We start from the raw sequence: 23,068 nt of genomic DNA, 5'->3' as shown, positions 1-23,068 counted from the left end.
CCCGTCAGGGCGCGATGTCTTCCTGATCAGCGCCTTCCTTCACGGGAATCAACAGATCCTCCTGTGTGACGCCCATCACCAGGGCCGTGACTGAAGCCACATAAATCGATGAGTAGGTGCCAACGGTAATACCAACGATCAGTGAGATGGCAAAGCCAAAGATCATTTCACCGCCAAACAGCGCAAGAGCGGTGACCACCAACAAAGTCGTCAACGAGGTAACCAACGTTCGAGCCAGCGTCTCGGTGACGGAAATATTCAACACATCCTCGGGCTCCGTACGACGTAGTTTACGGAAGTTCTCCCTGATGCGGTCAAAGACCACGATGGTGTCATTGATCGAGTAACCGATCACGGCCAGTATCGCGGCCAGCACGGTGAGATTGAACTCCATCCCGGTCATTGAGAAAAAGCCCAGCGTCAGGATAACGTCATGCACAAGCGCTGCAATAGCACCCAGCGCAAACTTGAGTTGAAACCGGAACGCGATGTACAAGGTGACGAGACCCAATGCCAGCAACATCGCAAGCCCGCCCTGCTCGCGCAGCTCATCGCCAACCTGGGGGCCCACAAATTCCATGCGCCGCAGTTCTACATCACCGGCGAACGCCTTCTGTAAGGTCGCCAGCAACTCCACGCCCTGCTCATCAGAATAGCCCTGAGGCAAACGAATCATGACATCCCGGTCACTGCCGAAGCTGACCACCACTGCACCCGCATAGCCAGAAGTCGTCAGTGTAGAGCGTATTGCACCGAGGTCGGCGCTGTCACTGTAATGCACCTCGACAAGAGTTCCCCCGGTGAAATCCAGTCCCCAGTTCAGCTGCTGGGTCGCCAGAGAGTAAATAGAGAGCGCCAGCAGTAGGCCCGAAATCGACATAGCCAGCTTGCGATGACTCATAAACTTGATGGTCTTCATGCCTTGCTACCCCCGATGGAAAGTGACTGCACCCGGCGGCCCCCATAAAAAAGGTTGATCAGGGCGCGCGTGCCCATAATGGCAGTGAACATCGAGGTCAGAATGCCGAACGACAGGGTCACGGCGAAGCCCTTGATCGGACCGGTGCCCACCGCATACAGAATGACAGCAACAATCAGGGTGGTGAGGTTGGCATCAAGAATGGTTGTAAAAGCTCGCTCAAAGCCACCGTGGATTGCCATCTGGGGCGACAGCCCCTTGCGAATCTCCTCCCGTATGCGGGCGAAAATAAGCACGTTGGCATCCACCGCCATACCGACGGTCAATACGATGCCCGCAATACCCGGCAGGGTCAGAGTAGCGCCCAGTACAGACATGACCGCCACCAGCAAGATCAGATTACTGGTGAGCGCAATGACCGCTGCCATACCGAACACCCGAAAATAGACCACCATGAACAACACCACAGCGGCCAGACCGTAGTACACCGACTGCAACCCGAGCCTGATATTCTCAGCGCCCAGCGAAGGTCCCACGGTCCGCTCTTCGACAAATGAGATTGGCGCGGCCAGAGCACCCGCCCGGAGCATCAGTGCCAGCTCGGAGGACTCCAGTGGACTATCGAGGCCGGTAATCTGAAACTGGGCACCCAGCGCCGACTGTATCACCGGCGCAGTCAGCAGCTTTTTTTCGTCATAGGGAGTTTTTACCGCGATCTCCTCCCCGTTTTCATCCATTTCGTAGCGTGTACGGTACTTGCGTTCGATGAACAACACGCCCATGCGCCGCTTGATATTGTTTCGCGTGGCGCGGGACATCATCGTACCGCCCTCGCTGTCGAGACTTATCTGCACATTGGGCTGACCGTTCTGGTCGAAGCTTGCCTGGGCATTAGACACGCGCTCACCCGTAATAATGACATCCCGTTCCAGCCATTCGCTCGTCTCGCGACGCTCAGCGCTGCGATAACCAAACTGCTGCTTATCCGAGGCAGGAGCGTCCATCTGGGCCACCAGCCTGAACTCCAGATTTGCCACTTTGCCGAGAATGCGCTTGGCCTCTGCGGTATCCTGAATACCCGGCAGTTCGACCACGATGCGGTTACTGCCCTGTCGCTGCACCAGCGGCTCGGACACACCCAGCTCATTGACCCGGTTGCGCAGTGTAGTGAGGTTCTGGCTTACAGAATACTCAACAATCTCCTTCTCCAGCTGCTCGGAAAGACTGGCTCGCAGACCCCAGTTATCGCCTTCTTCGAAACGCTCCAACAACAGTTCGGGACTGTTTTCGGCGACCGCCTTGCGCCCTTCCTCCCGAAGTTCCTCAGTCCTGAAGGTCGCGTCGATGACTCCCTGCGGCTTGAGCGCGACATAACCGCGCACACGGGCCTCACGCAGTACCCGCTTTATACTGTTGACATAAAACTCGCGACGGCGCTCCAGCGCTGCATCTACGTCAACCTCGAGCTTGAAGTGCACGCCACCACTGAGATCCAGACCCAGTTTCATCGGCTGCGCACCGTAATCACTCAACCAGTCGGGCGTGGTCGGTGCGAGATTGAGCGCGACGATAAAGCCATCACCCAGCGCCCTCGACACGGTTGACTGAGCCACCAGTTGTTGCTCCTCCTCCACCAGACGCAGCAGCGCGCTGCGACCGTCTGCATCTATTTCCTCCCCAAAGTACGCTATACCAGACGCCGTCAGCGCGTCAGTTGCCCGCTTGAGGATTCGCCCGTCAAGGATCTGTGCACTGCTCTCTCCTGCAATCTGCAAGGCCGGATCCGGTTTATACAGATTGGGCGCTGCATAAAATATTCCCAGCAGCAGTACTATTAGCACCAGGAGATATTTCCACAGCGGATACTTATTTAACATCACATTGCTCTGCAGGATTTGCGGGGAAACGTCTCACGCCCCCGAATAAAAGGTGCGCCATTATAAATTAACAGGCGACGGTCACAAGGGGAGTTTGGGGCTACCAATCACCCCAGCCACCGGCGAGCATTGCGGAACAGTCGCATCCAGCCCGCGTCTTCCTCCCATGCCTGCGGCCCCCATGAATGCTGCACCTTGCGGTAAACGCGCTCGGGGTGCGGCATCATGATGGTAGCCCGGCCATCCGTGCTGGTCACGCCCGTAATGCCCCGGGGAGAGCCGTTCGGGTTGGCTGGGTAACGCTCGGCCACTTGCAGGTTGTTTTCGAGATAACGCAAGGCAACTCCTCCGCTGGCATCGCAGGCCGCCTGCGCCGAGTCGTCTGCGAATTCAGCGCGACCCTCGCCGTGTGCTACCGCAATGGGCAAATAAGAGCCCGCCATATCCGACAGCAGCACTGAAGGGCTCGATTCCACCCGAACCAGTGCCAGCCGGGCCTCGAACTGTTCGGATCGATTGCGCACAAAGCGCGGCCAGTGGGACGCACCCGGTATCAACTCCTTGAGTGTCGACACCATTTGACAACCATTGCACACTCCCAACGTGAACGTATCGCTGCGCTCGAAATAATCACTGAACGCGAGGCGCACCGGTTCATTGTGGAGAATACTCTTGGCCCATCCCTCTCCTGCGCCAAGCACATCGCCATAAGAAAAGCCGCCGCAGGCGACCAGCCCGCAAAATTGGGCCAGGTCCAATCGACCGCCGAGGATATCGCTCATATGCACATCGACCGGGGCGAAACCCGCTCGATGAAAGGCAGCAGCCATCTCCACATGGCCGTTGACGCCCTGCTCCCGAAGGATTGCCACACGGGGTCGGACACCCGTGGCGATATAGGGTGCGCTAATATCCTCATCAACATCAAAGCTCAGTGATGCTGACAACCCGTCATCCGCTTGCTTGATCCGCTCAAATTCTTCACGCGCACAATCCGGATGGTCTCGCAGTGACTGGATTTCATAGCTGGTTCGCGCCCAGACCTGGTGCAATCGGGAGCGTTCGTCTTGCAACAGGACGCTGTCACCCTGGGCCACCAGCACCTGATCGCCCTCCACCGCCCGGCCCAGCACGTGCAGACTATCGCCTAACCCCAATTCCCCCGCCGTCTGCCGGAAGGATTCAAGGTGTGCACTGGCCATCTGCAACACAGCACCGGCCTCCTCGTTGAACAGAATCGCCAACGGCGTATCACCGGGGAGACCACTTATATCGAGATGCAGGCCACAGTGACCGGCGAACGCCATTTCCAGTACGCACGTCAATAACCCTCCATCAGAACGGTCGTGGTAGGCCAACAGCTCACCGCGTGCAATCGCGCCCTGCACCAGAGTGAAGAACGCCTTGAGGTCATCAGCACTGTCCATGTCAGGCACTGTGCTGCCATATTGGCCGCAGGCCTGAGCGAGCGCGGAGCCGCCGAGACGGTTAGCGCCTCGGCCGAGGTCTATCAGTAACAATACCGCATCTTCCTGCGCACAGAGCTGGGGCGTGACGCACAGCCGAGCGTCGGTAACCGGTGCGAAAGACGAAACGACCAGTGACATGGGCGCGGTGACCGATTTGTCCACCTCCTTGTCGCGCCAGGTCGTGCGCATGGACATAGAATCCTTGCCCACAGGAATCGTAATGCCCAGAGCGGGGCAGAACTCCATGCCGACCGCGTACACCGTATCGAACAGCGCTTGATCCTCACTGCCGTGGCCGGCCGCGCACATCCAGTTAGCCGATAACTTGATATCCTTTATGCTCGCTATAGGGGCCGCCGCAATATTGGTTATAGCCTCTGCCACTGCCATGCGGCCTGAGGCGGGGCCATCTATAATCGCGAGCGGGGCGCGCTCCCCGATCGCCATGGCCTCTCCCGCACACGTGTCATAGGACACTGTCGTCACGGCACAATCGGCTACCGGCACCTGCCATGGGCCCACCATCTGGTCTCGGGCCACCATACCGGTCACCGTGCGATCACCGATGGTGATCAGGAATCCCTTACCCGCTACACCAGGCACCTGCAGGACGCGCTCCAGTGCGTCCGATACGATCAGCTCTACCTGCAACGCCGGATGATCAACCACCTGGCGCTCAAAGCTGCGGCTCATGCGGGGCGGTTTGCCGAACAATACCGACATAGGCATATCGACTGGCAGATCACCGAACTCACCATCGGCCAGTGCCAGATGCATCTCCTCCGTCGCCTCGCCCACCACGGCATAGGGACAGCGTTCCCGAGCACAAATCGCCTCGAACCGGGGCAACTCCTCTGGCTCGACGGCCATCACGTAACGCTCCTGCGACTCGTTGCACCAGATTTCCAGCGGTGACATTCCGGGCTCGTCATTCGGTATCTGCCGCAATTCGAAGCGTCCACCCCGGCCCCCATCCTTCACCAATTCGGGAAATGCGTTGGACAAGCCGCCTGCGCCAACGTCGTGAATAAAGGCAATGGGGTTGGCCTCGCCCAGTTGCCAGCAGCGATCGATAACCTCCTGGCAGCGCCGCTCCATCTCGGGATTCTGGCGCTGCACGGAGGCGAAATCGAGGTTCGCATCGCTCTGACCACTGCTCATGGAGGACGCTGCACCACCACCAAGACCGATCAGCATGGCCGGACCACCCAGCACAATCAGCTTCGCGCCGGGGCTGAAGTCGCCCTTCTGCACATGCTCTTCGCGTATATTGCCGAAACCGCCAGCGATCATTATGGGCTTGTGATAGCCACGCATTTCCCGAGCACCGGGACCACCCGCTTCCAGCTCAAAGCTGCGGAAGTAACCACAGAGGTTGGGGCGTCCGTATTCGTTATTGAATGCGGCTGCGCCAATCGGACCCTCCAGCATGATATCCAACGCACTGACGATACGCTCAGGCTTGCCATAGTCCTCCTCCCAGGGCTGTCCATAGCCGGGGATATTGAGGTTCGATACGGAAAAACCCGCGAGACCCGCTTTCGGCTTGGACCCTCGACCCACCGCCCCTTCATCTCGGATCTCGCCGCCCGCGCCAGTGCCGGCGCCCGAGTATGGCGCTATTGCCGTGGGATGATTATGGGTCTCCACCTTCATAAGCAGGTGAATATTTTCCTGGCTGAACGTGTATTCGCCAAGCTCCGGATCCGGATAGAAACGCCCCGCCTCCTGGCCCGCCACCACGGCCGCATTATCTGAGTAGGCAGACAGCACGTTGTTATCGCCCGCCCGCTCATGCGTGTTACGAATCATGGAAAAGAGAGAGCGCTCTTGTGGTTTGCCATCAATGGTCCAATCGGCGTTGAATATTTTATGCCGGCAATGTTCCGAATTGGCCTGGGCGAACATCATCAATTCTACGTCATTAGGGTTGCGACTTAGCGCCGAAAAGCTGTGTACCAGGTAATCGACCTCGTCGCTCGCCAGCGCGAGGCCCAACCGTGCATCCGCAGCGACAAGCGCCTCGCGGCCACCCTGTAAAATATCCACGCTGGTCATTTGCGCTGGAGACGCATGCTCAAACAGCACCTCCGCCGCAGCCAGATCTGGCAGAATCGATTCGGTCATGCGGTCATAGATCAGATCCTCGACCGCCTGTCGCTGGGATTCTCCAAGGTCGACGGGCAGGGTGAAGTACCAGGCGACACCGCGTTCAAGTCGAACCACACCGTCGAGACCGCAACTATGGGCGATATCCGTCGCCTTGCTGGACCAGGGCGAAATAGTGCCCGGCCTCGGCACCACTAACCGCAAAGTACGATCCGCTGGAGGCTCAAAGACGGAGGATGACCGGGGTCCATATTGAAGCAGGCTGGCCAATACCGACTCGGCCTGAGGCTGCAGGGGGCGCGCAAGCTCGATAAAATGCACGAACTCGGCATGCAGCAGGCGCGCATCCGGATGAATAGGGTGTATTTTCTGCGCCAGTTTCTGCAGGCGGAACTCAGACAGTGCGGGGGCACCGCGCAGGGTAAACATTCTGTGGACGGCTCCGGCCAGGGGGCAAGTCAGGGTGGCCACATTGTACTGCACTTGGGCGGGTCCCGTTACCCGAATTTACATCCAATTGACAAGGTAATTGTCCCCCTGTGCAATCCACTTTCCACCGTTAGAATGACCAGTATGAGCTTGGGCAGACCCATACTGATTGCTGCGATAGTCTTGCTGCTGTGCAGCTGTGATAGAGGTGACACTCTTGACCAGATTCAGAGGCGGGGGGAGCTTGTCGTGGTCAGTCGTAACAGCCCGACTACCTACTACATTGACAAGAATGGTCCTACCGGCTTCGAGTACGCCCTGATTCAGTTACTCGCGGAGGAACTGGGGGTGCGCCTCCACCTGGAAAGCGTCTTCACTCTGCCGGATATATTTAACGAACTCGAGCGAGGTGAGGCCGATATCGCCGCAGCAGGGTTGACGCTCACGGAGCAGCGCGCGGCGAGATACCCGCACAGCATGCCCTACTACAAGCTGACCCCGCAGGTGATCTACGTCGCGGGGAAAAAACGGCCCCGTACGTTGCCGGACCTTATAGACAGGAAGATAGCGGTGCTCCGGGGCTCCAGTCACGAGGAACAATTAAACGCCCTGCGGCAGGAAGAATTACCCGATTTGTCATGGCATCCTGTCGAGGAGGCCGACACACTGCACCTACTGGAGATGTTGAAACAAGGTCAGGCGGAACTCGCGGTTATCGATTCCAACGAATTTGCCGTGCAGCAGAGTCTTTACCCGCGCCAGAAAATGGCTTTTAGTCTGGGCGAAGAACAGGCGATGGTCTGGTATCTCGCGCCGGACAGGAACAACACTCGGCTGAAAGCATTGATCGATGCATTCTTCCAGCGATTGCAAGCGGACGGGACCATGGAGCAACTTCGGCAGAGGTACTTCGGCCATACCGATGATGTCACGCGCATGAACGCCTTCGAGTTTACCCGCGCCATGAGAGACACCCTCCCCCGCCACCTCGCCCTCATCAAGCAAGTAGCGCGCGAGCATCAGATCGACTGGCAGCTACTGGCGGCTATCGCCTATCAGGAATCCCGCTGGAACCCGAGCGCAACATCGCCTACCGGCGTACGCGGGATGATGATGCTGACCAAGCTGACCGCCAGCGAACTCGGCGTGGATAACCGTCTCGATGCTGCCCAAAGCTTGCGCGGAGGCACTCGCTATTTCAAGGAATTAATGCGCCGGCTACCTAAAAGCGTGCAACAACCGGATCGCACCTGGATGGCGCTGGCAGCCTACAATGTCGGCATCGGACATCTGCACGATGCCAGGGCACTGACCGAACGTCAGGGCGGTAACCCGAACCTCTGGCAGGACGTTATGGAGCGTCTACCGTTGCTGCAGAAAAGTCAGTATCACAAAAATACACGCTTCGGCTATGCCAGGGGACAAGAGGCCGTTACCCTTGTCCAGAACATCCGCCACTACTACAGTATCCTGACCTGGCAGGACATACCCGATCAGCAACCAGAAGCGCCTTTATCAACTGAGGAATACTTCCCCGAAATCGTCAGAGATATCACCTTGTGGGCACTGTAATAACCTCAATGCCACCATCAGGGATGCCCGGCGCTGGGCCGGACGCAAGACAAAACCGCAGCAGCGGCGCAACTTTCAGCAGAGCGCGGGATGGCTCTGACAGACTAGCGGCGGGCCTGAAAGAACCTCTGTAGACGAGCGGTGGATTCGTCTGCAAGCACTCCGCCTTGCCAACTGACCTGGTGGTTGAACCAGGCCTCGTCCAGTAGCGGGTGTCGACTGCACACCACCCCTGCCTTTGGCTCAGCCGCACCGAACACGAGTTGCTCAACCCGCGCGTGCACCATCGCCCCAACACACATAGTGCAGGGCTCCAACGTGACATAGAGAAGCGCGCCCGGAAGCCGGTAATTGCCGACGCGGGCCGCGGCAGCGCGCAGCGCAATAATTTCGGCGTGTGCACTCGGGTCCGCCGCGGAGATCACCCGGTTCCAGCCCTCTCCCAGCACCTCACCGTCGCGCACAACCAGAGCGCCAACGGGCACCTCACCGTCATCAGCCGCCCGATCTGCTAATGTCAGGGCGCGGCGCATCCACGTTTCATGCGATGGCGGGTCAGGCAATGGAATCACCCCTTTTCACCGGGGAAATTGCACAAAAAAAAGAAATCGCTACTCCCACTCAATGGTCGCTGGTGGCTTGCTGCTGATATCGTAGGTCACCCGCGACACCCCTGAAATCTCATTGATAATGCGGTTGGATGTGCGCTCAAGCAGTTGATACGGCAGGTGCGCCCAGCGCGCTGTCATGAAATCCACGGTTTCTACTGCACGCAGGGCAATCACCCACTCGTAGCGCCGACCGTCTCCTACAACCCCCACTGACTTGACCGGCAGGAACACTGCGAACGCCTGGCTGGTTTTGTGGTAGTAGTCGTCACGGTGCAGTTCTTCAATGAAAATCGCGTCTGCCAGCCGCAACAGCTCGGCATATTCCTTTTTCACCTCTCCCAGAATACGCACGCCCAGACCCGGCCCGGGGAACGGGTGCCGGTATACCATATCGTATGGTAGACCCAGTTCCAGTCCGATGTTTCGCACCTCGTCCTTGAACAGTTCGCGCAGTGGCTCTACCAGTTCCAGGGCCATATCCTCGGGCAAGCCCCCTACATTGTGGTGCGATTTGATATTGTGTGCCTTCCCTGTGCCCGCGCCTGCCGACTCAATAACGTCCGGGTAAATGGTGCCCTGCGCAAGCCATTTCACGTTCTCTAACTTGACCGCCTCCTCATCGAAGACCTCAATAAACGTATTCCCGATCACTTTACGCTTGGCCTCCGGATCAGCGATCCCGTCCAGTTTCCCGAGAAACAGTGATTCACAGTCACGGCGAATGACCTTCACCCCCATATTTCGGGCAAACATCTCCATGACGTGATCGCCTTCATTGAGACGCAGCAGGCCGTTGTCGACGAACACACAGGTCAGCTGGTCGCCGATTGCGCGATGTAACAGTGCCGCCACCACCGAGGAGTCCACCCCGCCTGAAAGACCCAGAAGGACTTTGTCTTTGCCCACCTGGTCGCGGACCCGGGTCATAGCGTCTTCTACAATATTGGCCGCTGTCCACAACGGCTCACACGCACAATGTTCCAGCACAAAATGCTCAAAGATGCGCTTGCCCTGCAGGGTATGAGTGACTTCCGGATGAAACTGGATACCAAAAAACGGCTTGTCATGGTGGGCCATGCCCGCAATGGGGCAACTGTCGGTCTCGGCAATGAGGGTGAAATCCGGCGGCAGTTCAACGACCTTGTCGCCATGACTCATCCAGACATCCAGCAGGCCGGCGCCCTCCTCATCGATATGGTCCCGGATATCCTTCAGCAACCCCTCTGTGCCCACCTGTCTAATCTGGGCATAACCAAACTCGCTGACATTCGACCCCTCGACTCTGCCGCCAAACTGTTCGGCCATGGCTTGCATACCGTAGCAAATACCCAGCACCGGAATACCAAGATCAAAGACACATGCCGGAACCCTGGGGGAGGCACTGGCGACCACAGATTCAGGCCCGCCAGACAGGATGACACCGTTGGGCTTAAACGCCCTGATCTCGTCCTCTGCAATATCAAACGGGCGAATTTCACTGTACACGCCTACCTCCCGCACTCTGCGGGCAATTAACTGCGTGTACTGGGAGCCGAAATCCAGGATGAGGATTTTCTGGGCGTGGATATCTGCGCTCATGCGTCTACTCGTTGCGAGAATGTGAATACGGTTGGTGCGAAGTGGTCCCGGTCCGGATGCCTGACCCGAATCACTAGCTCACTGGATAATTCGGTGCTTCCTTGGTAATCGACACGTCGTGTACATGGCTCTCGGCCATGCCGGCATTGGTCACTCGAACGAACTCGGGACGGGTGCGCATGATTTCAAGGGTGGCGCTTCCCGTATAGCCCATGGCAGAACGAACGCCGCCCATATATTGGTGAATAATCGTGGAAACCGGACCCTTATAGGGTACTCGCCCCTCGATACCCTCTGGAACCAGCTTTTCCGCACCCTTGCTTGCGTCCTGAAAATAGCGGTCGGAAGACCCCTGGCTTTTTGACATTGCGCCCAGCGAACCCATGCCGCGGTAGGCTTTGTAGGTTCTGCCCTGATACAACTCAACTTCCCCGGGCGCCTCCTCGGTGCCTGCGAACAGACTACCCACCATGACCGAATGAGCACCCGCCACAATGGCCTTTGCAATATCACCAGAGAAGCGAATGCCGCCATCTGCAATCAGAGGAATATCCCGGCCCCGCAGCGCCTCTGCCACATTAGCGATTGCTGTAATCTGCGGCACGCCCGTGCCAGTGACAATCCTCGTGGTACAAATTGACCCCGGGCCAATCCCCACCTTGACGCCATCCACTCCCGCCTCGGCGAGGGCAACCGCTGCCGCCGCGGTCGCAATATTGCCACCGATAACCTGAACTGAAGGATAGCTGCGCTTTATGCGTTTGATGCGGTCGATCACGTTGCGGGAGTGTCCGTGCGCAGTGTCTACAACCAGTACGTCTACCCCGGACTCTATCAGCGCATCAACCCGGTCATCCGTATCCGGACTGGTCCCCACGGAGGCACCCACTCGCAATTGCCCATAAGAATCCTTGCAGGCGTGAGGGAAACTCTCAGCCTTGTCGAAATCCTTCACGGTTATCATTCCGCATAAATCAAAGGCATCGTTGACGACAAGAATCTTTTCAATACGGTTGCGGTGCAGCAATTCCTGCACCTCGGCCATGCCTGCGCCCTCCTTGACCGTCACCAGTTGCTCACGGCGCGTCATAATCGCGGAGACCAACTTCTCGGGGTTGGACTCGAAACGCATATCCCGGCGTGTCACGATACCCACCAGATCTTCTCCGTTGAGCACCGGCACACCCGAAATACCATGTGCATTGGTCAGGTCAATCAACTCACCGATTGTGGCACCCTGCTGGATGGTAATCGGGTCCTTGACCACACCGCTTTCAAACTTTTTCACCCGGCGGACCTGCTCTGCCTGCTCGGCAATGGTCATACTCTTGTGGATGATGCCGATGCCACCTTCCTGTGCCATGGCAATCGCGAGGCGATGCTCCGTTACGGTATCCATGGCCGCAGACACCATGGGCAGATTGAGATCGATGTCGCGGGTCAGGCGCGTCGCCAGAGAAACATCTGTCGCTACGACCTCTGAGTACCCTGGCGACAACAAAACGTCATCGAATGTGAGCGCTTCCTGGGCGATTCGTAGCATAAAAACTCATCTCCAGCGGGCCTGCCTCATTGCAGGTCGCGATTATAAGACCTCGGGCACGGCAGCACAATTACCTGCGCCACTTTATCGAAATTTGTCTGTCAGCTGTTACCCCTGCCCTGAAGTGCTTGCGGCACAGCACGGATTACCCGCTATGGCGCAAATGAGCCGCATGAACGGGTCGTACCGCATGCCTTAGGGGGTCGAATCAAGTACACTGGCCAGGACATCCCAGCGCAGTGAAGGCGAACATACCCTTGAACAACCCTTTCAATACGGGCGCACCTGAAACTGCTATCTCGGTAAGTCAGCTCAATCGTCAGGTCAAGACCCTTCTGGATTCCCATTTTGACTCCCTGTGGGTTGAGGGAGAGATCAGCAACTTCGTCGCACCCGCCTCCGGTCACTGGTACTTCTCATTGAAGGACAGCAAATCCCAGGTGCGCTGCGCTATGTTCAACCGCAGCAATCAGCGCGTCAGGTTCACCCCTGCCAACGGCGATGCGGTGCGCGTCCGTTGTCGCGCTTCCCTTTACGAAGCCCGGGGAGAGTTCCAACTGATCGCAGAGCATCTGGAGCCTGCCGGCGCTGGAGCGTTGCAGGCTGCGTTTGAGCAACTCAAAGGCAGATTAGAGGCCGAGGGCCTGTTCGCTCAGGCGCGCAAGCGCGCCCTACCAACTGATGTTGCGCGAGTTGGCGTTATTACCTCTCCATCGGGAGCTGTCATTCACGACATCCTGCAGGTACTCGAGCGACGCTGTCCGACGATCGAGGTTTGTGTTTTTCCAGTTGCCGTGCAGGGCGAGGGCGCTGCCCAGCAGATCGGTCGCGCCATCGCCTGTGCTAACCGCTGGCAAGACGAAAAAAAAGTCCAACTGGATGCGCTCATTGTGGGTCGCGGCGGCGGTTCAATGGAAGACCTGTGGGCTTTTAATGAAGAGATCGTGGCGCGGGCGATCGCAGGCAGCACCCTGCCCATCATCAGCGCCGTAGGCCATGAGGTCGATTTCACTATCGCCGATATGGCAGCTGATGTCAGGGCGCCAACCCCGTCGGCGGCGGCAGAAATGATCAGCCCGGATCGCCAAGAGTGGCAGCAACATCTCGACTCACTGCATAGCGACCTCGTTCGCCGGATGAAGCGCCGCCTTTTGGATACATCGACCCTGGTCAACCACCTCGCACGCCAACTGAGGCACCCCGGCGCCCAGCTGCGAGACAACGCCCAGCGCATCGACGATCTGGAACTGCAACTGATGCGGGCACAACGAAACCTGCTGAAGCGGCACGGCGTCAGAGTAAAGTTTGCTGGCAGTCGATTACTGGCGCACTCGCCAGACAGTCGCATAATACGTTCAGGGGAAGCCAACCGGCGGGACAGTCTGCGGCTGAAGGATTTAATGTTACAGAGGCTGCGACAGCGCACAGTGCGCATTGCCGCACTGGGCCAAATGCTCGACTCGCTTAGCCCATTGGGCACCTTACAACGGGGTTATGCCATCGTCACGGACAACGAGGGCCTGGTGGTACGAGATGCCCGTCAGGTCTCCGCTGGCGACAAGCTGCAAGCACAATTGGCCAGCGGTCGCCTCGATCTCACCGTCAACGAATCGAAATAGCCGAAGGAGCCGGCTAGTACTTTGCCGGAAGGCGGGTGTTGATGATGATATGCCGCCCCTCGAAGCGAATATACTCGCCGATCGTCAGATCCTTGAGAATCCGTGCCACCATCTCCCGTGAGGCCCCTACCCGGTCTGCGATATCCTGCTGAGTCAGCTTTTCCGGTATATAGTGCGTGCCGTCACCGCGCTCTTCAGACAAGTCCATCAGAACATTGGCCACCCGGCCGTAGACATCCTGCAAGGCCAGGCTCTTCACATCCGCAGTGAGTTTGCGCACCCGCTGTGCCAGATTGCGCACAAGCTGGCGGGCAATATTGGGGTGCTGGTCCAACACCCGATTGAAATCTTCCTTATAGATGATGCAAAAACTCGACTTTTCGACGGTGCGCACGGAGGCGGAACGGGTTGAATCATCAAGCAGGGCCAGCTCACCGAAGTAATCCCCGGTGCCCTGGGTATTCATGATGAACTCCTTGCCGTTCTTGTCACTGCAATAGACTTTCACCTTGCCGCTCTCAATCACAAACAGGGAGTCTGCCGGATCGTTCTCGTGTATGACTACCGTATTCTTGGGAAACGATCGGCTGGTGCTGCTTGCCGCCAGCGCATCCAGCTCCTCAGACGAAAGACCCCGAAAAATTTCTACTTGTTGCAGCATGACACACCCAGTCCCTTTTCAAGCGCATAACGTTGAACCAATAGTAACCCAAACGTTCTGAAAATCGCACCTCTGTCGGCAAATTAGCTTGTGCCACTATTGGACGGGCGGAATTAGCCATTTCCACAGTCACACACAGGTCGCTATACTTCACCCACAGACAAAATAAAAAAGAGGAAGTGCCCTGTGCGTCTGCCGGCATCTCGCTACTCATCCATCCCGACCATGCTGAAGCCTCTCCACCTGTGTCTGGGGGATGTACCGCGTTGAACAACACACAAGACAGTGACGTCGCCCGCATGGAGGAGCACCTGCTCGAGGCTATTCCGGATCTGCGCAACGCTTTCGAGGCTGCGCAAGAGGCCCTCGCCGCCGATACACTTGACGACTTCGCCCGCCTCCTGGAGGCGGCAGACCGACTGGAGAGCTTAGCGAGAGCAGATGGAACGGCTGCCAACGTCCACGATCTGATGAACATTCTCACGGCGTTGCGTGGCTATGCTGAAATGCTGCGTGAAGACGTCAAGGGTGACCTGCCGGAGTTAAGCTCCCAGCTGGAGACCCTGCTGCAACATATTGAGTCAACCCGCAGCGTCAATACCGACGCCGGCGGCAGCGAGAAACGCTCTCTTACCGTGGAACCCGGCTTTATCCTCGCAGTGGACGATCTCAAGGAGAATCGCGAACTGCTCGCCAGGAACCTGTCCAACAGCGGGCATATTGTTATTACCGCCGCCAGCGGTGAGGAGGCACTCCGTGCTCTAGAACAGAGCGATGTCGATGTCGTCTTACTGGACCTGCTGATGCCCGGGATGGATGGTCACGAAGTCCTGCGACGCATCAAGGACCACCCGGACTGGCGCGCGACGCCGGTCATTGTTATTTCCGGCAATCAGGATATGGACGGCATCATTGAATGCATTGAGGCCGGCGCCGACGACTATCTGTTCAAACCGTTCAACCCCGTTCTCCTGCAGGCGCGCATAAAAGCAGGCATAGAGCGCAAACGCTGGCACGACAGGGAAGAGCAGTATCGCCAGCAACTGGAACGCAACGAGAAATTTATTCGGGCCACCTTCGGTCGTTATCTCTCGGACGAGATCGTTACTGATATTTTGGAACGGCCGGAGGGCCTTGAATTGGGGGGAGACCTGCGCCGCGTCAGTATTATGTTGTCGGATATTCGGGGGTTTACCACGCTGAGTGAGCACCTTGCCCCGTCTCAGGTTGTCACCATGCTGAATCGATACCTTGGCACCATGACTGAAATCATCATGGCGCACAACGGTACCATAGACGAGTTCATTGGCGATGCGATCCTCGCCGTATTCGGCGCTCCTCAACGCCGGGATGACGATTCGGATCGGGCCGTTACATGCGCACTGGCCATGCAGTCCGCTATGGTCGAAATAAACGCCTTGAATCAAGCGGAGGGCTTTCCGGCTGTCCACACCGGCATCGCTATCAATACAGGCGATGTTATTGCCGGCAATATCGGCTCCGAACGACGCAGCAAGTATGGCTTTGTCGGGCACGCCATGAATGTCACCTCCCGCATTGAAGACATTACCGGCGGTGGCGAAATTCTTGTCTCTGAAAGCACGCTGATAAGCCTGTCCGGCGACTATAAGGTTGGCACCAGCAAGAAAGTAAACGTAAAGGGAATTGACGAGACAATCCTGGTCCACCAGATTACGGGAAAAGCAGAATGAACCTCAGCGGCACGGTACTGCTGGTGGAAGACAACGAACTGAATCGGGACATGATGATTCGCCGACTCAGCAGAGCGGGACTTGATGTGCTCACGGCGGGCAACGGCAAGCAGGCGCTGGATATTATGCGCTCGGAGATGCCCTGCATTGTATTAATGGATATGAACCTGCCCGTGCTGGATGGTTGGGCTGCCAGCCGCAAGGCCAAAGAGGATAAGGATATCGGCCACATCCCGATTATTGCGCTCACCGCTCACGCCACCGACGACCATCGCCAATACGCCCTCGACTCAGGCTGTGACGATTACGCCACCAAGCCCGTTGATTTCCCTGGCCTGCTCATCAAGATCAACAAGCTGACCCGCTGATGAGCCTCAGACGCCAGCTGACCCTGTCACTTGTCACCATCCTGATCCTGTTTGCGATCAATGTCGGTACACATTTTTGGGGTAGTTATGCGAGGAACGAAAGCATGGCTGCCTACCGCAACTCGGTCACTGCAGCTCAGCTGTCCACCGAGATAGAGCAATTGCTGGAGGATCAGAGACAGCAGGTACTGATTCTGGCCACCTTGCGTGACAATACCGAAGATCAGTTGGAAGATACGGAATTAGTTCAGGCCGAAACCGCCATTGATACGATCAACGCAGCGATACAAAAGCTGGGCTTCCTCAGCCGCGGCGTAACAGAGCTTAATTTCGAAATGCTCTGGGACAGTAGTTCAACATTGCTTGATAACTGGATAACCTTTTATCGCAACTATAACGACCCCACCTTTAACGAAGACATGGATGATCCGCTCCCGTTCCTCGACGTTAGCCAGCGATTACAAGCACTGGAAGCGCGACAAGCGTTCATTGCCTCCCAAAGAGCCAATATCATCGACCGTACAATTGAGCTGACCGACCGCATTACCGTGATCGGATTTTTCGCTTCGATATTTCTGACAGCCATATTGGGGTACTACCTGGTCAGCTACACCAACCGCTCTCTGAAAAGACTCAAAAAAGGCACCGAGCGCATTGGAAGCGGCGATCTGAACTACCGCATTGACGATATCGACGACACTGGAGAATTGGGCGATCTGGCTGCAGCATTCAATGACATGTCAGACAAATTGCGCAACGCAATTTACGACGTTCGCAAGGCACGGGATGTCGCAGATGAGGCAAGCGCTACAAAAAGCATTTTCCTGGCCAACGTCAGTCACGAATTGAGGACGCCGCTCAACGCGATTATAGGCTACAGTGAAATGCTGCAGGACGAACTGGGCGACACCGCAGAGATCAACAAGCCGCAATTCCAGCAGGACCTTGGCACTATTATGAGCTCTGGACAACAGCTCCTGTCCCTCATCAATGACATTCTGGATCTCTCTAAAATAGAGACGGGAAAGATGTCCCTGCACTGCGAGACGTTCAATCCCCTGGACATCATCCGACAATCCTGCGATGTCTTGACCCCTCTTTTACGAAAAAGCGGCAACGAACTGCGTACGGACAAGATCAAGACCCTGCCCGATTTTTACAGTGACGCCGCCAAGTTTCGCCAGATCATGACTAACCTGCTCAGTAACGCGAACAAGTTCACCGAAAGAGGGATCATTCGTATCTTCGCGGAAGAAATTGCGGGGCGCCCGGGGTGGGTGGAATTTACTGTGCAGGATACGGGTATCGGGATGAGCGATGATCAGCTCAACAGAGTATTCGACGCTTTTGTGCAGGCAGATTCTTCAACCAGTGCCAACTACGGTGGCACTGGCCTGGGTCTCGCAATCTGCAAAAATTATAGCGCATTGATGGGTGGCACGATTGTCGTACGCAGCCAGCCCGGCGCAGGGTCCATCTTTACCGTGACACTGCCTACTGACCTAAGGTCAACTCACGCAGCCGCTTGAGCGCTTCTTCCCGTTTCTCAAGGCTTTCTGTCAGGTCATCTTTTTCGTTCTGCAAATCATCTATCTGCCTATGCAGCGCGGTGAAGTTAGCAAGGGCGCCGAGCAACAAGCGGATGTAGGGGTGCACCGTCTCCGGATCAGGTTGCCTTCTCACAAGGCGGCGGTAACTCTCGCTCGCTGTATCCGGATTGTAATAGGGGCTACTGGGCAACATCTTGTCGTACGCGACGGCCACCTCCGCTTCCCACCCCTCTTCCGGCGATGATTCCAACCGCTGGTAGCGCCGAAAATAGTTCACTGCTTCTCGATGATCACCCGCCATCAACGCGCGCAAACCCTTCTCCAGCAAGTTGTGGTCGCCGGATTTGTCGTGGGAGCAGGCGCAGGCCGTATCGGTCTGATCAGGCAAGTTCAGATTCAGTTCCGGAACGGACTCACCGTCTACATCATTGCCCCCGGCTGTTTGCGTCGATTGTGCAGCACAACCCTGAAGCAATAGCACCAGGCAAACCACGATGACTTTCTTATTTTGACTTACAGGCAAAGCTCTTTCCCCTCTGCGCTCAAGTGTAACGCACTCGAATCACACTGCCACGCTAACATACTTACGCCTCACTGGGCGGACGCCGATAGACCAGCCTACTCCGGCCGCAGGTGCGGAAACAAGAGCACGTCGCGAATTGACGTCGCGTCAGTCAATAACATGACAAGTCGATCAATACCAATACCCTCACCGGCGGTCGGCGGCAACCCATACTCCAGAGCCCGAATATAATCGTGATCGAAGTGCATCGCCTCCTCGTCACCCGTTTCCTTCTGTGCTACCTGTTCAGCAAAACGGGCCGCCTGATCCTCAGCGTCATTCAATTCCGAGAAGCCGTTAGCCAGTTCACGTCCGCCGACGAAGAACTCGAAGCGATCGGTTATGAAGGGGTCGTCATCATTGCGGCGGGCCAGCGGCGAGACTTCTGTCGGATATGCAGTGATAAACGTAGGCTGATCGAGACGGTGCTCCACGGTTTTCTCAAATATCTCGATCTGGATCTTGCCCAGACCCCAGCTCTTGTTCACCTCTATTTGCAGCGCTTCCGCGAGTTTGCTCGCGGAGTCGACTTCTGACAAATCCTTGTGGTCAATATCAGGGTTGTACTTGAGGATGGCATCGAACACGGTAAGTCGATCGAAAGGTCTTGCAAAATCGTAGGTGCTGCCCTGATATTGCACCGTAGTGCTGCCCAGGACCGATTCCGTCAGATTTCTCAGCATATCCTCGGTCAACGCCATAGCATCCTGATAATCCGCATATGCCCAGTAGAACTCGAGCATGGTGAATTCCGGATTGTGCCGTGTGGAAAGGCCCTCATTTCTGAAGCTGCGGTTGATTTCATAAACCCGCTCAAACCCGCCAACAACCAGCCGTTTAAGATACAGCTCCGGCGCAATCCGCAGGTACATATCCTGACCCAGTGCGTTGTGGTGAGTGACAAAAGGCCGGGCAACCGCACCGCCTGGAATAATCTGCATCATGGGTGTTTCCACTTCCATGAAATCTCTGTCACTCATATAGTCGCGGATAAATTCTATTATGCGGGAGCGAGTGCGAAATAGCTGGCGCGACTCCGGGTTTACAATGAGATCGACATAGCGCTGGCGATAGCGCAACTCCTGATCGGCTAACCCATGGTACTTGTCTGGCAGCGGCCGCAGCGCCTTGGTTAGCAACCGCGCCTGCTCCATATTAATATAAAGGTCGCCTTTTCCCGATTTATGCAGAGGGCCGCGGGCGCCGACAAGATCACCCAAATCCCACGACTTGATCGCGGCAAGCGTTTTCTCATCGAGTCCCTTACGATTCAAATAAAGCTGTATGGTCTCAGACCCGTCCTGTATCAGGAGAAAAGAACCCCTGTTGCGAATCAGCCGGCCCGCGACCGCAAACTCCCGGTTGCTCTCTTCCAGCTCCGCCTTATCACTGTCGCCAAACTCACGCTGCAGTTCCGCTGCCTCTGCAGTGCGGCGAAAATCATTTGGAAACGGGTTCCCGGAGCTTCTCAGCTCGGTCAGTTTTGCACGGCGCTCGGCTATGAGCTTGTTCTCGTCGCTCGCTGCCGCTGACTTGCTGTCGCCGCTCACTGGTTGCTCTGGGTTGCTCATCCTACTCCTTACAATCCGCTCTTGAGAGACGCTTCGATGAAGTCGTCGATATTGCCGTCGAGCACTGCCTGGGTATTGCTGGTCTCGACCCCGGTGCGTAAATCCTTAATGCGGGAGTCATCCAGCACATAGGAACGTATCTGGCTACCCCAGCCAATGTCCGCTTTGCTGTCTTCCATTGCCTGCTTTTCCTCGCTACGCTTGAGTACTTCCAACTCATACAACTTGGCGCGCAAAAGCTTCATTGCATTGTCACGGTTCTGGTGCTGCGACCGCTCTGTCTGGCACTGTACCACGGTGTTCGTGGGCAAATGGGTAATCCGTACGGCAGAATCGGTCTTGTTCACATGCTGACCGCCGGCACCACTGGCACGGTAGGTGTCCGTGCGCAGATCCGCGGGATTGATATCGATCTCGATATTGTCGTCAATCTCCGGGGACACAAAAACCGATGCGAAAGAGGTATGGCGACGATTACCAGAATCAAAGGGCGACTTACGCACGAGGCGGTGCACACCGGTTTCAGTACGCAGCCATCCAAACGCATACTCTCCTTCAAAACGGATCGTGGCACTCTTGATGCCCGCAACGTCGCCGCCGGACACCTCGATCAGTTCTGCTTTAAAGCCCTTATCCTCGCCCCAACGGAGATACATACGCAGCATCATCTCCGCCCAGTCCTGGGCCTCGGTTCCGCCAGACCCCGCCTGAATATCGAGGTAGGCATTGGCTTCATCCATCTCTCCTGAAAACATCCGGCGGAATTCAAGCTTTTCCAGCAGGCGGATCATACTGGCGATATCTGTCTCTATATCGGCAGCAGTGGCTTCATCATCCTCTGCAGCCGCCAGCTCAAGCAGGTCAGCCGCATCGGCGCCACCCGCCTCCAGCGTTTCAATAATGCCAACAATATCTTCCAGAGAGGAGCGCTCCCTTCCCAGCTCCTTGGCACGGTCCGGGTCTTCCCAGACGCTCGGCTCTGCCAGCTCCAGCTCTACTTCCGCGAGCCGTTCCTTGCGCTGATCGAAGTCAAAGGTACCCCCTCAACACGCCAGCGCGCGCTTCGATATCCTTGAGTTGCATTAACAGCGGGTTGATTTCCAGCATGTTCTCAGCCTGTCTGGTCAAAAGCCGCGCATTTTACCCCAGCAATCAGTGGCTGGGAACTATCCGCACCACTGACGCTAAAACTGATTGAGCAATGCGCCGATCAGAATCACCTGGGGCACAGTCACCAAAGGCAAACAAAGGGCGATTCGCCAGGACCGCGTAGTGTCGCGGATGGACATGATCTCGGTATAGTCTGTCGCTACCCCCGCCATGAGAAAGGTAAAGCTGTTGCCCGGCGCGCTCGCGCGGTTCATCAGGTCTGCGGCGATCGGGGTTGACCCCTCTGAGCAAACTTCAATGATGGTCGTCGCCAGCAGCGTCAACCAGAGTCCGCCCATGGTGGCCCCAAACCAGGTCGCAAATGCTTCCTCCGGGACAAGAGCCCGAATAAGGCCAGCCAACACCAGGCCGAACAGAGACCAGCGAATCACCACCCGAGAGCCCGCAAATCCGTCCCGTAGAATTCCCAGCGTGCCCTGCAGGGAAAACTGCAGCGTTTGCCTGTAAGCGCGCCACTGCTCCAGCAACGGCGTTTCGTCACTGAGTTGCTCCTGCCAGGGATTATCCGGCAGCTGCCCGCGCTCCACCAAGCGATCAAAAATGCTGCCGGTCACAATACCTATCACCAGCGACAGAAAGATGAATAGCAACGTCCAACTGACGCCGATAAGGCCGAACAGAATCAACGTAAGGGAAAACGAATTCCACGGGCTGGCCAGCAGGAACGCAATCACCTGCCCTATACTCGCCCCGCGCTCATACAATTTCATGCCCACGGCAAGAATACCGTGGCTGCACAGGTCTAGGAAAACCCCCGCCAGAGTGGCTCGAAACAGGCTGCGTGTGCCGCGCTCCCTGCCCAATACAGCCATTACCATTTCGCGCGGAATGCGCGCAAGGATGCCAACAAACACAATACCGATCGCAATACCCCACCACATCTTGTTAAACAGCTCAAAAATACCGCCAGAAAAAGTACTCAGGATAGAGGTATGGTCATGCTGCAGAATGCCACCGATGGGGTAAGCCAGAGCAACAGTGCACAGACTGACCCAGAACAAGTAGTCCCTGCGACGAGGAGCGTCACAGCATGCAGCTTCGGCCTCCTGCGGAGCGCAGGCACTGTCGGCTTCTGTGGCCGCGCGCACAATCTGATTCATCGATGGTGCGCTCCCGGCGGCGCCGCGAGATCCTCAAGAATCGCGCAGTCGGGTCCCTCGTCGCCGCGGCAGCGTTCCGCCATAGCGTGCAATTCCCGCTGCATGGCAACCAGTTGATCAATCCGCTGCTGTAAATGCTGGCTTTTTTCCAACACCAATTTCTGTGCATGCCGACTCTGTCGATGGGGATCACGCAGTAAATCCAGCAATTGCCGGCACTCCTGCAAATCAAAACCGACCTCGCGCGCTCTGGCGATAAACTGGAGGTCATCGACTGCCTGGCTATCGTACTGCCGGTAACCATTCTCGGCCCGCGCTGCCGGCGCGATCAAACCGATTTCTTCGTAGTAGCGAATAGTTTTGGCGCTGAGGCCGCTTCGATGGGCCGCTGCGGAGATATTCATGGGCACCTCCCGTAAGATATAGCCCTACTATAAACCTTCCAGTCACTGGAACGTCAAGCCGCGCAGACGCCGTATCCCGCCCCAAGCCCGACACTCTGCCCATGAAACCGCCTAGCGCGAGTACATGATGGAGAATCATATCGAGGCGCCGTCAATTATCAGCGCGCGGGAATTGTCGTCCGAATGCAGCAGAAGCGGTTCTGTTTATGCAGGGGGTCGCGCCCTGTTCGAGCGCGGGTAGCAC

At 56.8% G+C, this 23,068-nt stretch carries 17 protein-coding genes; 5 read left to right on the top strand and 12 right to left on the bottom strand.

Going from position 1 to position 23,068, the window contains the following annotated elements; translation table 11 throughout:
* Window positions 1–4 precede the first annotated feature (4 nt).
* The 3 genes from secF to purL all read right to left on the bottom strand — a co-directional run bounded on the left by secF (window position 5) and on the right by purL (window position 6,803).
* The gene (gene secF, locus EYC82_RS01390; protein WP_279247762.1) at window positions 5–919 is read right to left on the bottom strand and encodes a protein translocase subunit SecF; all 915 of its coding nucleotides are present in this window, start codon (window positions 917–919) and stop codon (window positions 5–7) included.
* Window positions 916–2,796 carry a protein translocase subunit SecD gene (secD, locus tag EYC82_RS01385; protein ID WP_279247761.1) on the bottom strand — a complete coding sequence of 627 codons (1,881 nt, stop codon included), beginning with the start codon at window positions 2,794–2,796 and terminating at the stop codon, window positions 916–918. Before secD ends, secF begins: the two co-directional genes overlap by 4 nt.
* 107 nt (window positions 2,797–2,903) lie before the next feature.
* Window positions 2,904–6,803, bottom strand: coding sequence for a phosphoribosylformylglycinamidine synthase (purL, locus tag EYC82_RS01380; protein WP_279247760.1), 3,900 nt, complete (start codon window positions 6,801–6,803; stop codon window positions 2,904–2,906).
* A gap of 144 nt (window positions 6,804–6,947) precedes the next feature.
* Between purL and mltF the strand changes: the two genes are divergently transcribed.
* Window positions 6,948–8,375 carry a membrane-bound lytic murein transglycosylase MltF gene (gene mltF, locus EYC82_RS01375; protein ID WP_279247759.1) on the top strand — a complete coding sequence of 476 codons (1,428 nt, stop codon included), beginning with the start codon at window positions 6,948–6,950 and terminating at the stop codon, window positions 8,373–8,375.
* Window positions 8,376–8,479: 104 nt separating this feature from the next.
* Here the strand turns inward: mltF and tadA are convergent, their stop codons facing one another.
* The 3 genes from tadA to guaB all read right to left on the bottom strand — a co-directional run bounded on the left by tadA (window position 8,480) and on the right by guaB (window position 12,107).
* Window positions 8,480–8,947, bottom strand: a complete 468-nt coding sequence (gene tadA, locus EYC82_RS01370; protein WP_279247758.1) for a tRNA adenosine(34) deaminase TadA — start codon at window positions 8,945–8,947, stop codon at window positions 8,480–8,482.
* Between the two features lie 39 nt (window positions 8,948–8,986).
* On the bottom strand, window positions 8,987–10,564 hold the full coding sequence (gene guaA / locus EYC82_RS01365; RefSeq protein WP_279247757.1) for a glutamine-hydrolyzing GMP synthase: 1,578 nt from the start codon (window positions 10,562–10,564) through the stop codon (window positions 8,987–8,989).
* A 73-nt stretch (window positions 10,565–10,637) separates the two neighbouring features.
* Window positions 10,638–12,107 (bottom strand): IMP dehydrogenase, encoded by a 1,470-nt coding sequence (gene guaB, locus EYC82_RS01360; RefSeq protein WP_279247756.1) that lies wholly within the window; start codon window positions 12,105–12,107, stop codon window positions 10,638–10,640.
* A gap of 257 nt (window positions 12,108–12,364) precedes the next feature.
* On the opposite strand from guaB, the gene xseA reads away from it, so the two are divergent.
* The gene (gene xseA, locus EYC82_RS01355; RefSeq protein WP_279247755.1) at window positions 12,365–13,726 is read left to right on the top strand and encodes an exodeoxyribonuclease VII large subunit; all 1,362 of its coding nucleotides are present in this window, start codon (window positions 12,365–12,367) and stop codon (window positions 13,724–13,726) included.
* Between the two features lie 13 nt (window positions 13,727–13,739).
* Here xseA and EYC82_RS01350 read toward each other — a convergent pair whose 3' ends face one another.
* The gene (locus EYC82_RS01350; protein WP_279247754.1) at window positions 13,740–14,387 is read right to left on the bottom strand and encodes a Crp/Fnr family transcriptional regulator; all 648 of its coding nucleotides are present in this window, start codon (window positions 14,385–14,387) and stop codon (window positions 13,740–13,742) included.
* 266 nt (window positions 14,388–14,653) lie between these two features.
* On the opposite strand from EYC82_RS01350, the gene EYC82_RS01345 reads away from it, so the two are divergent.
* The 3 genes from EYC82_RS01345 to EYC82_RS01335 are packed head-to-tail and all read left to right on the top strand — an operon-like array spanning window position 14,654 to window position 17,996.
* A complete protein-coding gene (locus EYC82_RS01345; RefSeq protein ID WP_279247753.1) occupies window positions 14,654–16,099 on the top strand; it encodes a response regulator in 1,446 nt (481 codons plus the stop codon).
* Window positions 16,096–16,467, top strand: coding sequence for a response regulator (locus tag EYC82_RS01340; protein WP_279247752.1), 372 nt, complete (start codon window positions 16,096–16,098; stop codon window positions 16,465–16,467). The genes EYC82_RS01345 and EYC82_RS01340 overlap by 4 nt, the downstream gene beginning before the upstream one ends.
* Window positions 16,467–17,996 carry a sensor histidine kinase gene (locus EYC82_RS01335; protein WP_279247751.1) on the top strand — a complete coding sequence of 510 codons (1,530 nt, stop codon included), beginning with the start codon at window positions 16,467–16,469 and terminating at the stop codon, window positions 17,994–17,996. Before EYC82_RS01340 ends, EYC82_RS01335 begins: the two co-directional genes overlap by 1 nt.
* Here EYC82_RS01335 and EYC82_RS01330 read toward each other — a convergent pair.
* The 5 genes from EYC82_RS01330 to cueR all read right to left on the bottom strand — a co-directional run bounded on the left by EYC82_RS01330 (window position 17,962) and on the right by cueR (window position 22,824).
* Entirely contained in the window at window positions 17,962–18,540 is a 579-nt protein-coding gene (locus EYC82_RS01330; protein ID WP_279247750.1) for a hypothetical protein, read from the bottom strand. The two genes, EYC82_RS01335 and EYC82_RS01330, sit on opposite strands and share 35 nt — an antisense overlap.
* Before the next feature lie 95 nt (window positions 18,541–18,635).
* Window positions 18,636–20,129, bottom strand: a complete 1,494-nt coding sequence (gene lysS, locus EYC82_RS01325) for a lysine--tRNA ligase (protein ID WP_279250635.1) — start codon at window positions 20,127–20,129, stop codon at window positions 18,636–18,638.
* A gap of 29 nt (window positions 20,130–20,158) precedes the next feature.
* A protein-coding gene (prfB, locus tag EYC82_RS01320) for a peptide chain release factor 2 (protein WP_423243892.1) occupies window positions 20,159–21,257 on the bottom strand; the annotation gives its coding sequence in 2 pieces (ribosomal slippage) (window positions 20,159–21,181 and window positions 21,183–21,257; 1,098 coding nt in all).
* A gap of 77 nt (window positions 21,258–21,334) precedes the next feature.
* On the bottom strand, window positions 21,335–22,420 hold the full coding sequence (locus tag EYC82_RS01315; protein WP_279247749.1) for a permease: 1,086 nt from the start codon (window positions 22,418–22,420) through the stop codon (window positions 21,335–21,337).
* Entirely contained in the window at window positions 22,417–22,824 is a 408-nt protein-coding gene (gene cueR / locus EYC82_RS01310; RefSeq protein ID WP_279247748.1) for a Cu(I)-responsive transcriptional regulator, read from the bottom strand. Before cueR ends, EYC82_RS01315 begins: the two co-directional genes overlap by 4 nt.
* Between the last annotated feature and the right edge of the window lie 244 nt (window positions 22,825–23,068).

Origin of the sequence: Candidatus Marimicrobium litorale (genome assembly GCF_026262645.1) — a bacterium.
GTDB classification, from domain to species: domain Bacteria; phylum Pseudomonadota; class Gammaproteobacteria; order Pseudomonadales; family Halieaceae; genus Marimicrobium; species Marimicrobium litorale.
The sequence above is the reverse complement of the archived record's forward strand: the minus strand, read 5'-3'. Positions and strand labels throughout refer to the sequence as shown.

Excerpts from the sequence above, each read along its gene's own strand:
- secF (WP_279247762.1), bottom strand. The coding sequence starts at position 919 with ATGAAGACCATCAAGTTTATGAGTCATCGCAAGCTGGCTATGTCGATT.
- secD (WP_279247761.1), bottom strand. The coding sequence starts at position 2,796 with ATGTTAAATAAGTATCCGCTGTGGAAATATCTCCTGGTGCTAATAGTA.
- purL (WP_279247760.1), bottom strand. The coding sequence starts at position 6,803 with ATGTTTACCCTGCGCGGTGCCCCCGCACTGTCTGAGTTCCGCCTGCAG.
- mltF (WP_279247759.1), top strand. The coding sequence starts at position 6,948 with ATGAGCTTGGGCAGACCCATACTGATTGCTGCGATAGTCTTGCTGCTG.
- guaA (WP_279247757.1), bottom strand. The coding sequence starts at position 10,564 with ATGAGCGCAGATATCCACGCCCAGAAAATCCTCATCCTGGATTTCGGC.
- guaB (WP_279247756.1), bottom strand. The coding sequence starts at position 12,107 with ATGCTACGAATCGCCCAGGAAGCGCTCACATTCGATGACGTTTTGTTG.
- EYC82_RS01350 (WP_279247754.1), bottom strand. The coding sequence starts at position 14,387 with ATGCTGCAACAAGTAGAAATTTTTCGGGGTCTTTCGTCTGAGGAGCTG.
- EYC82_RS01340 (WP_279247752.1), top strand. The coding sequence starts at position 16,096 with ATGAACCTCAGCGGCACGGTACTGCTGGTGGAAGACAACGAACTGAAT.
- EYC82_RS01335 (WP_279247751.1), top strand. The coding sequence starts at position 16,467 with ATGAGCCTCAGACGCCAGCTGACCCTGTCACTTGTCACCATCCTGATC.
- EYC82_RS01315 (WP_279247749.1), bottom strand. The coding sequence starts at position 22,420 with ATGAATCAGATTGTGCGCGCGGCCACAGAAGCCGACAGTGCCTGCGCT.
- cueR (WP_279247748.1), bottom strand. The coding sequence starts at position 22,824 with ATGAATATCTCCGCAGCGGCCCATCGAAGCGGCCTCAGCGCCAAAACT.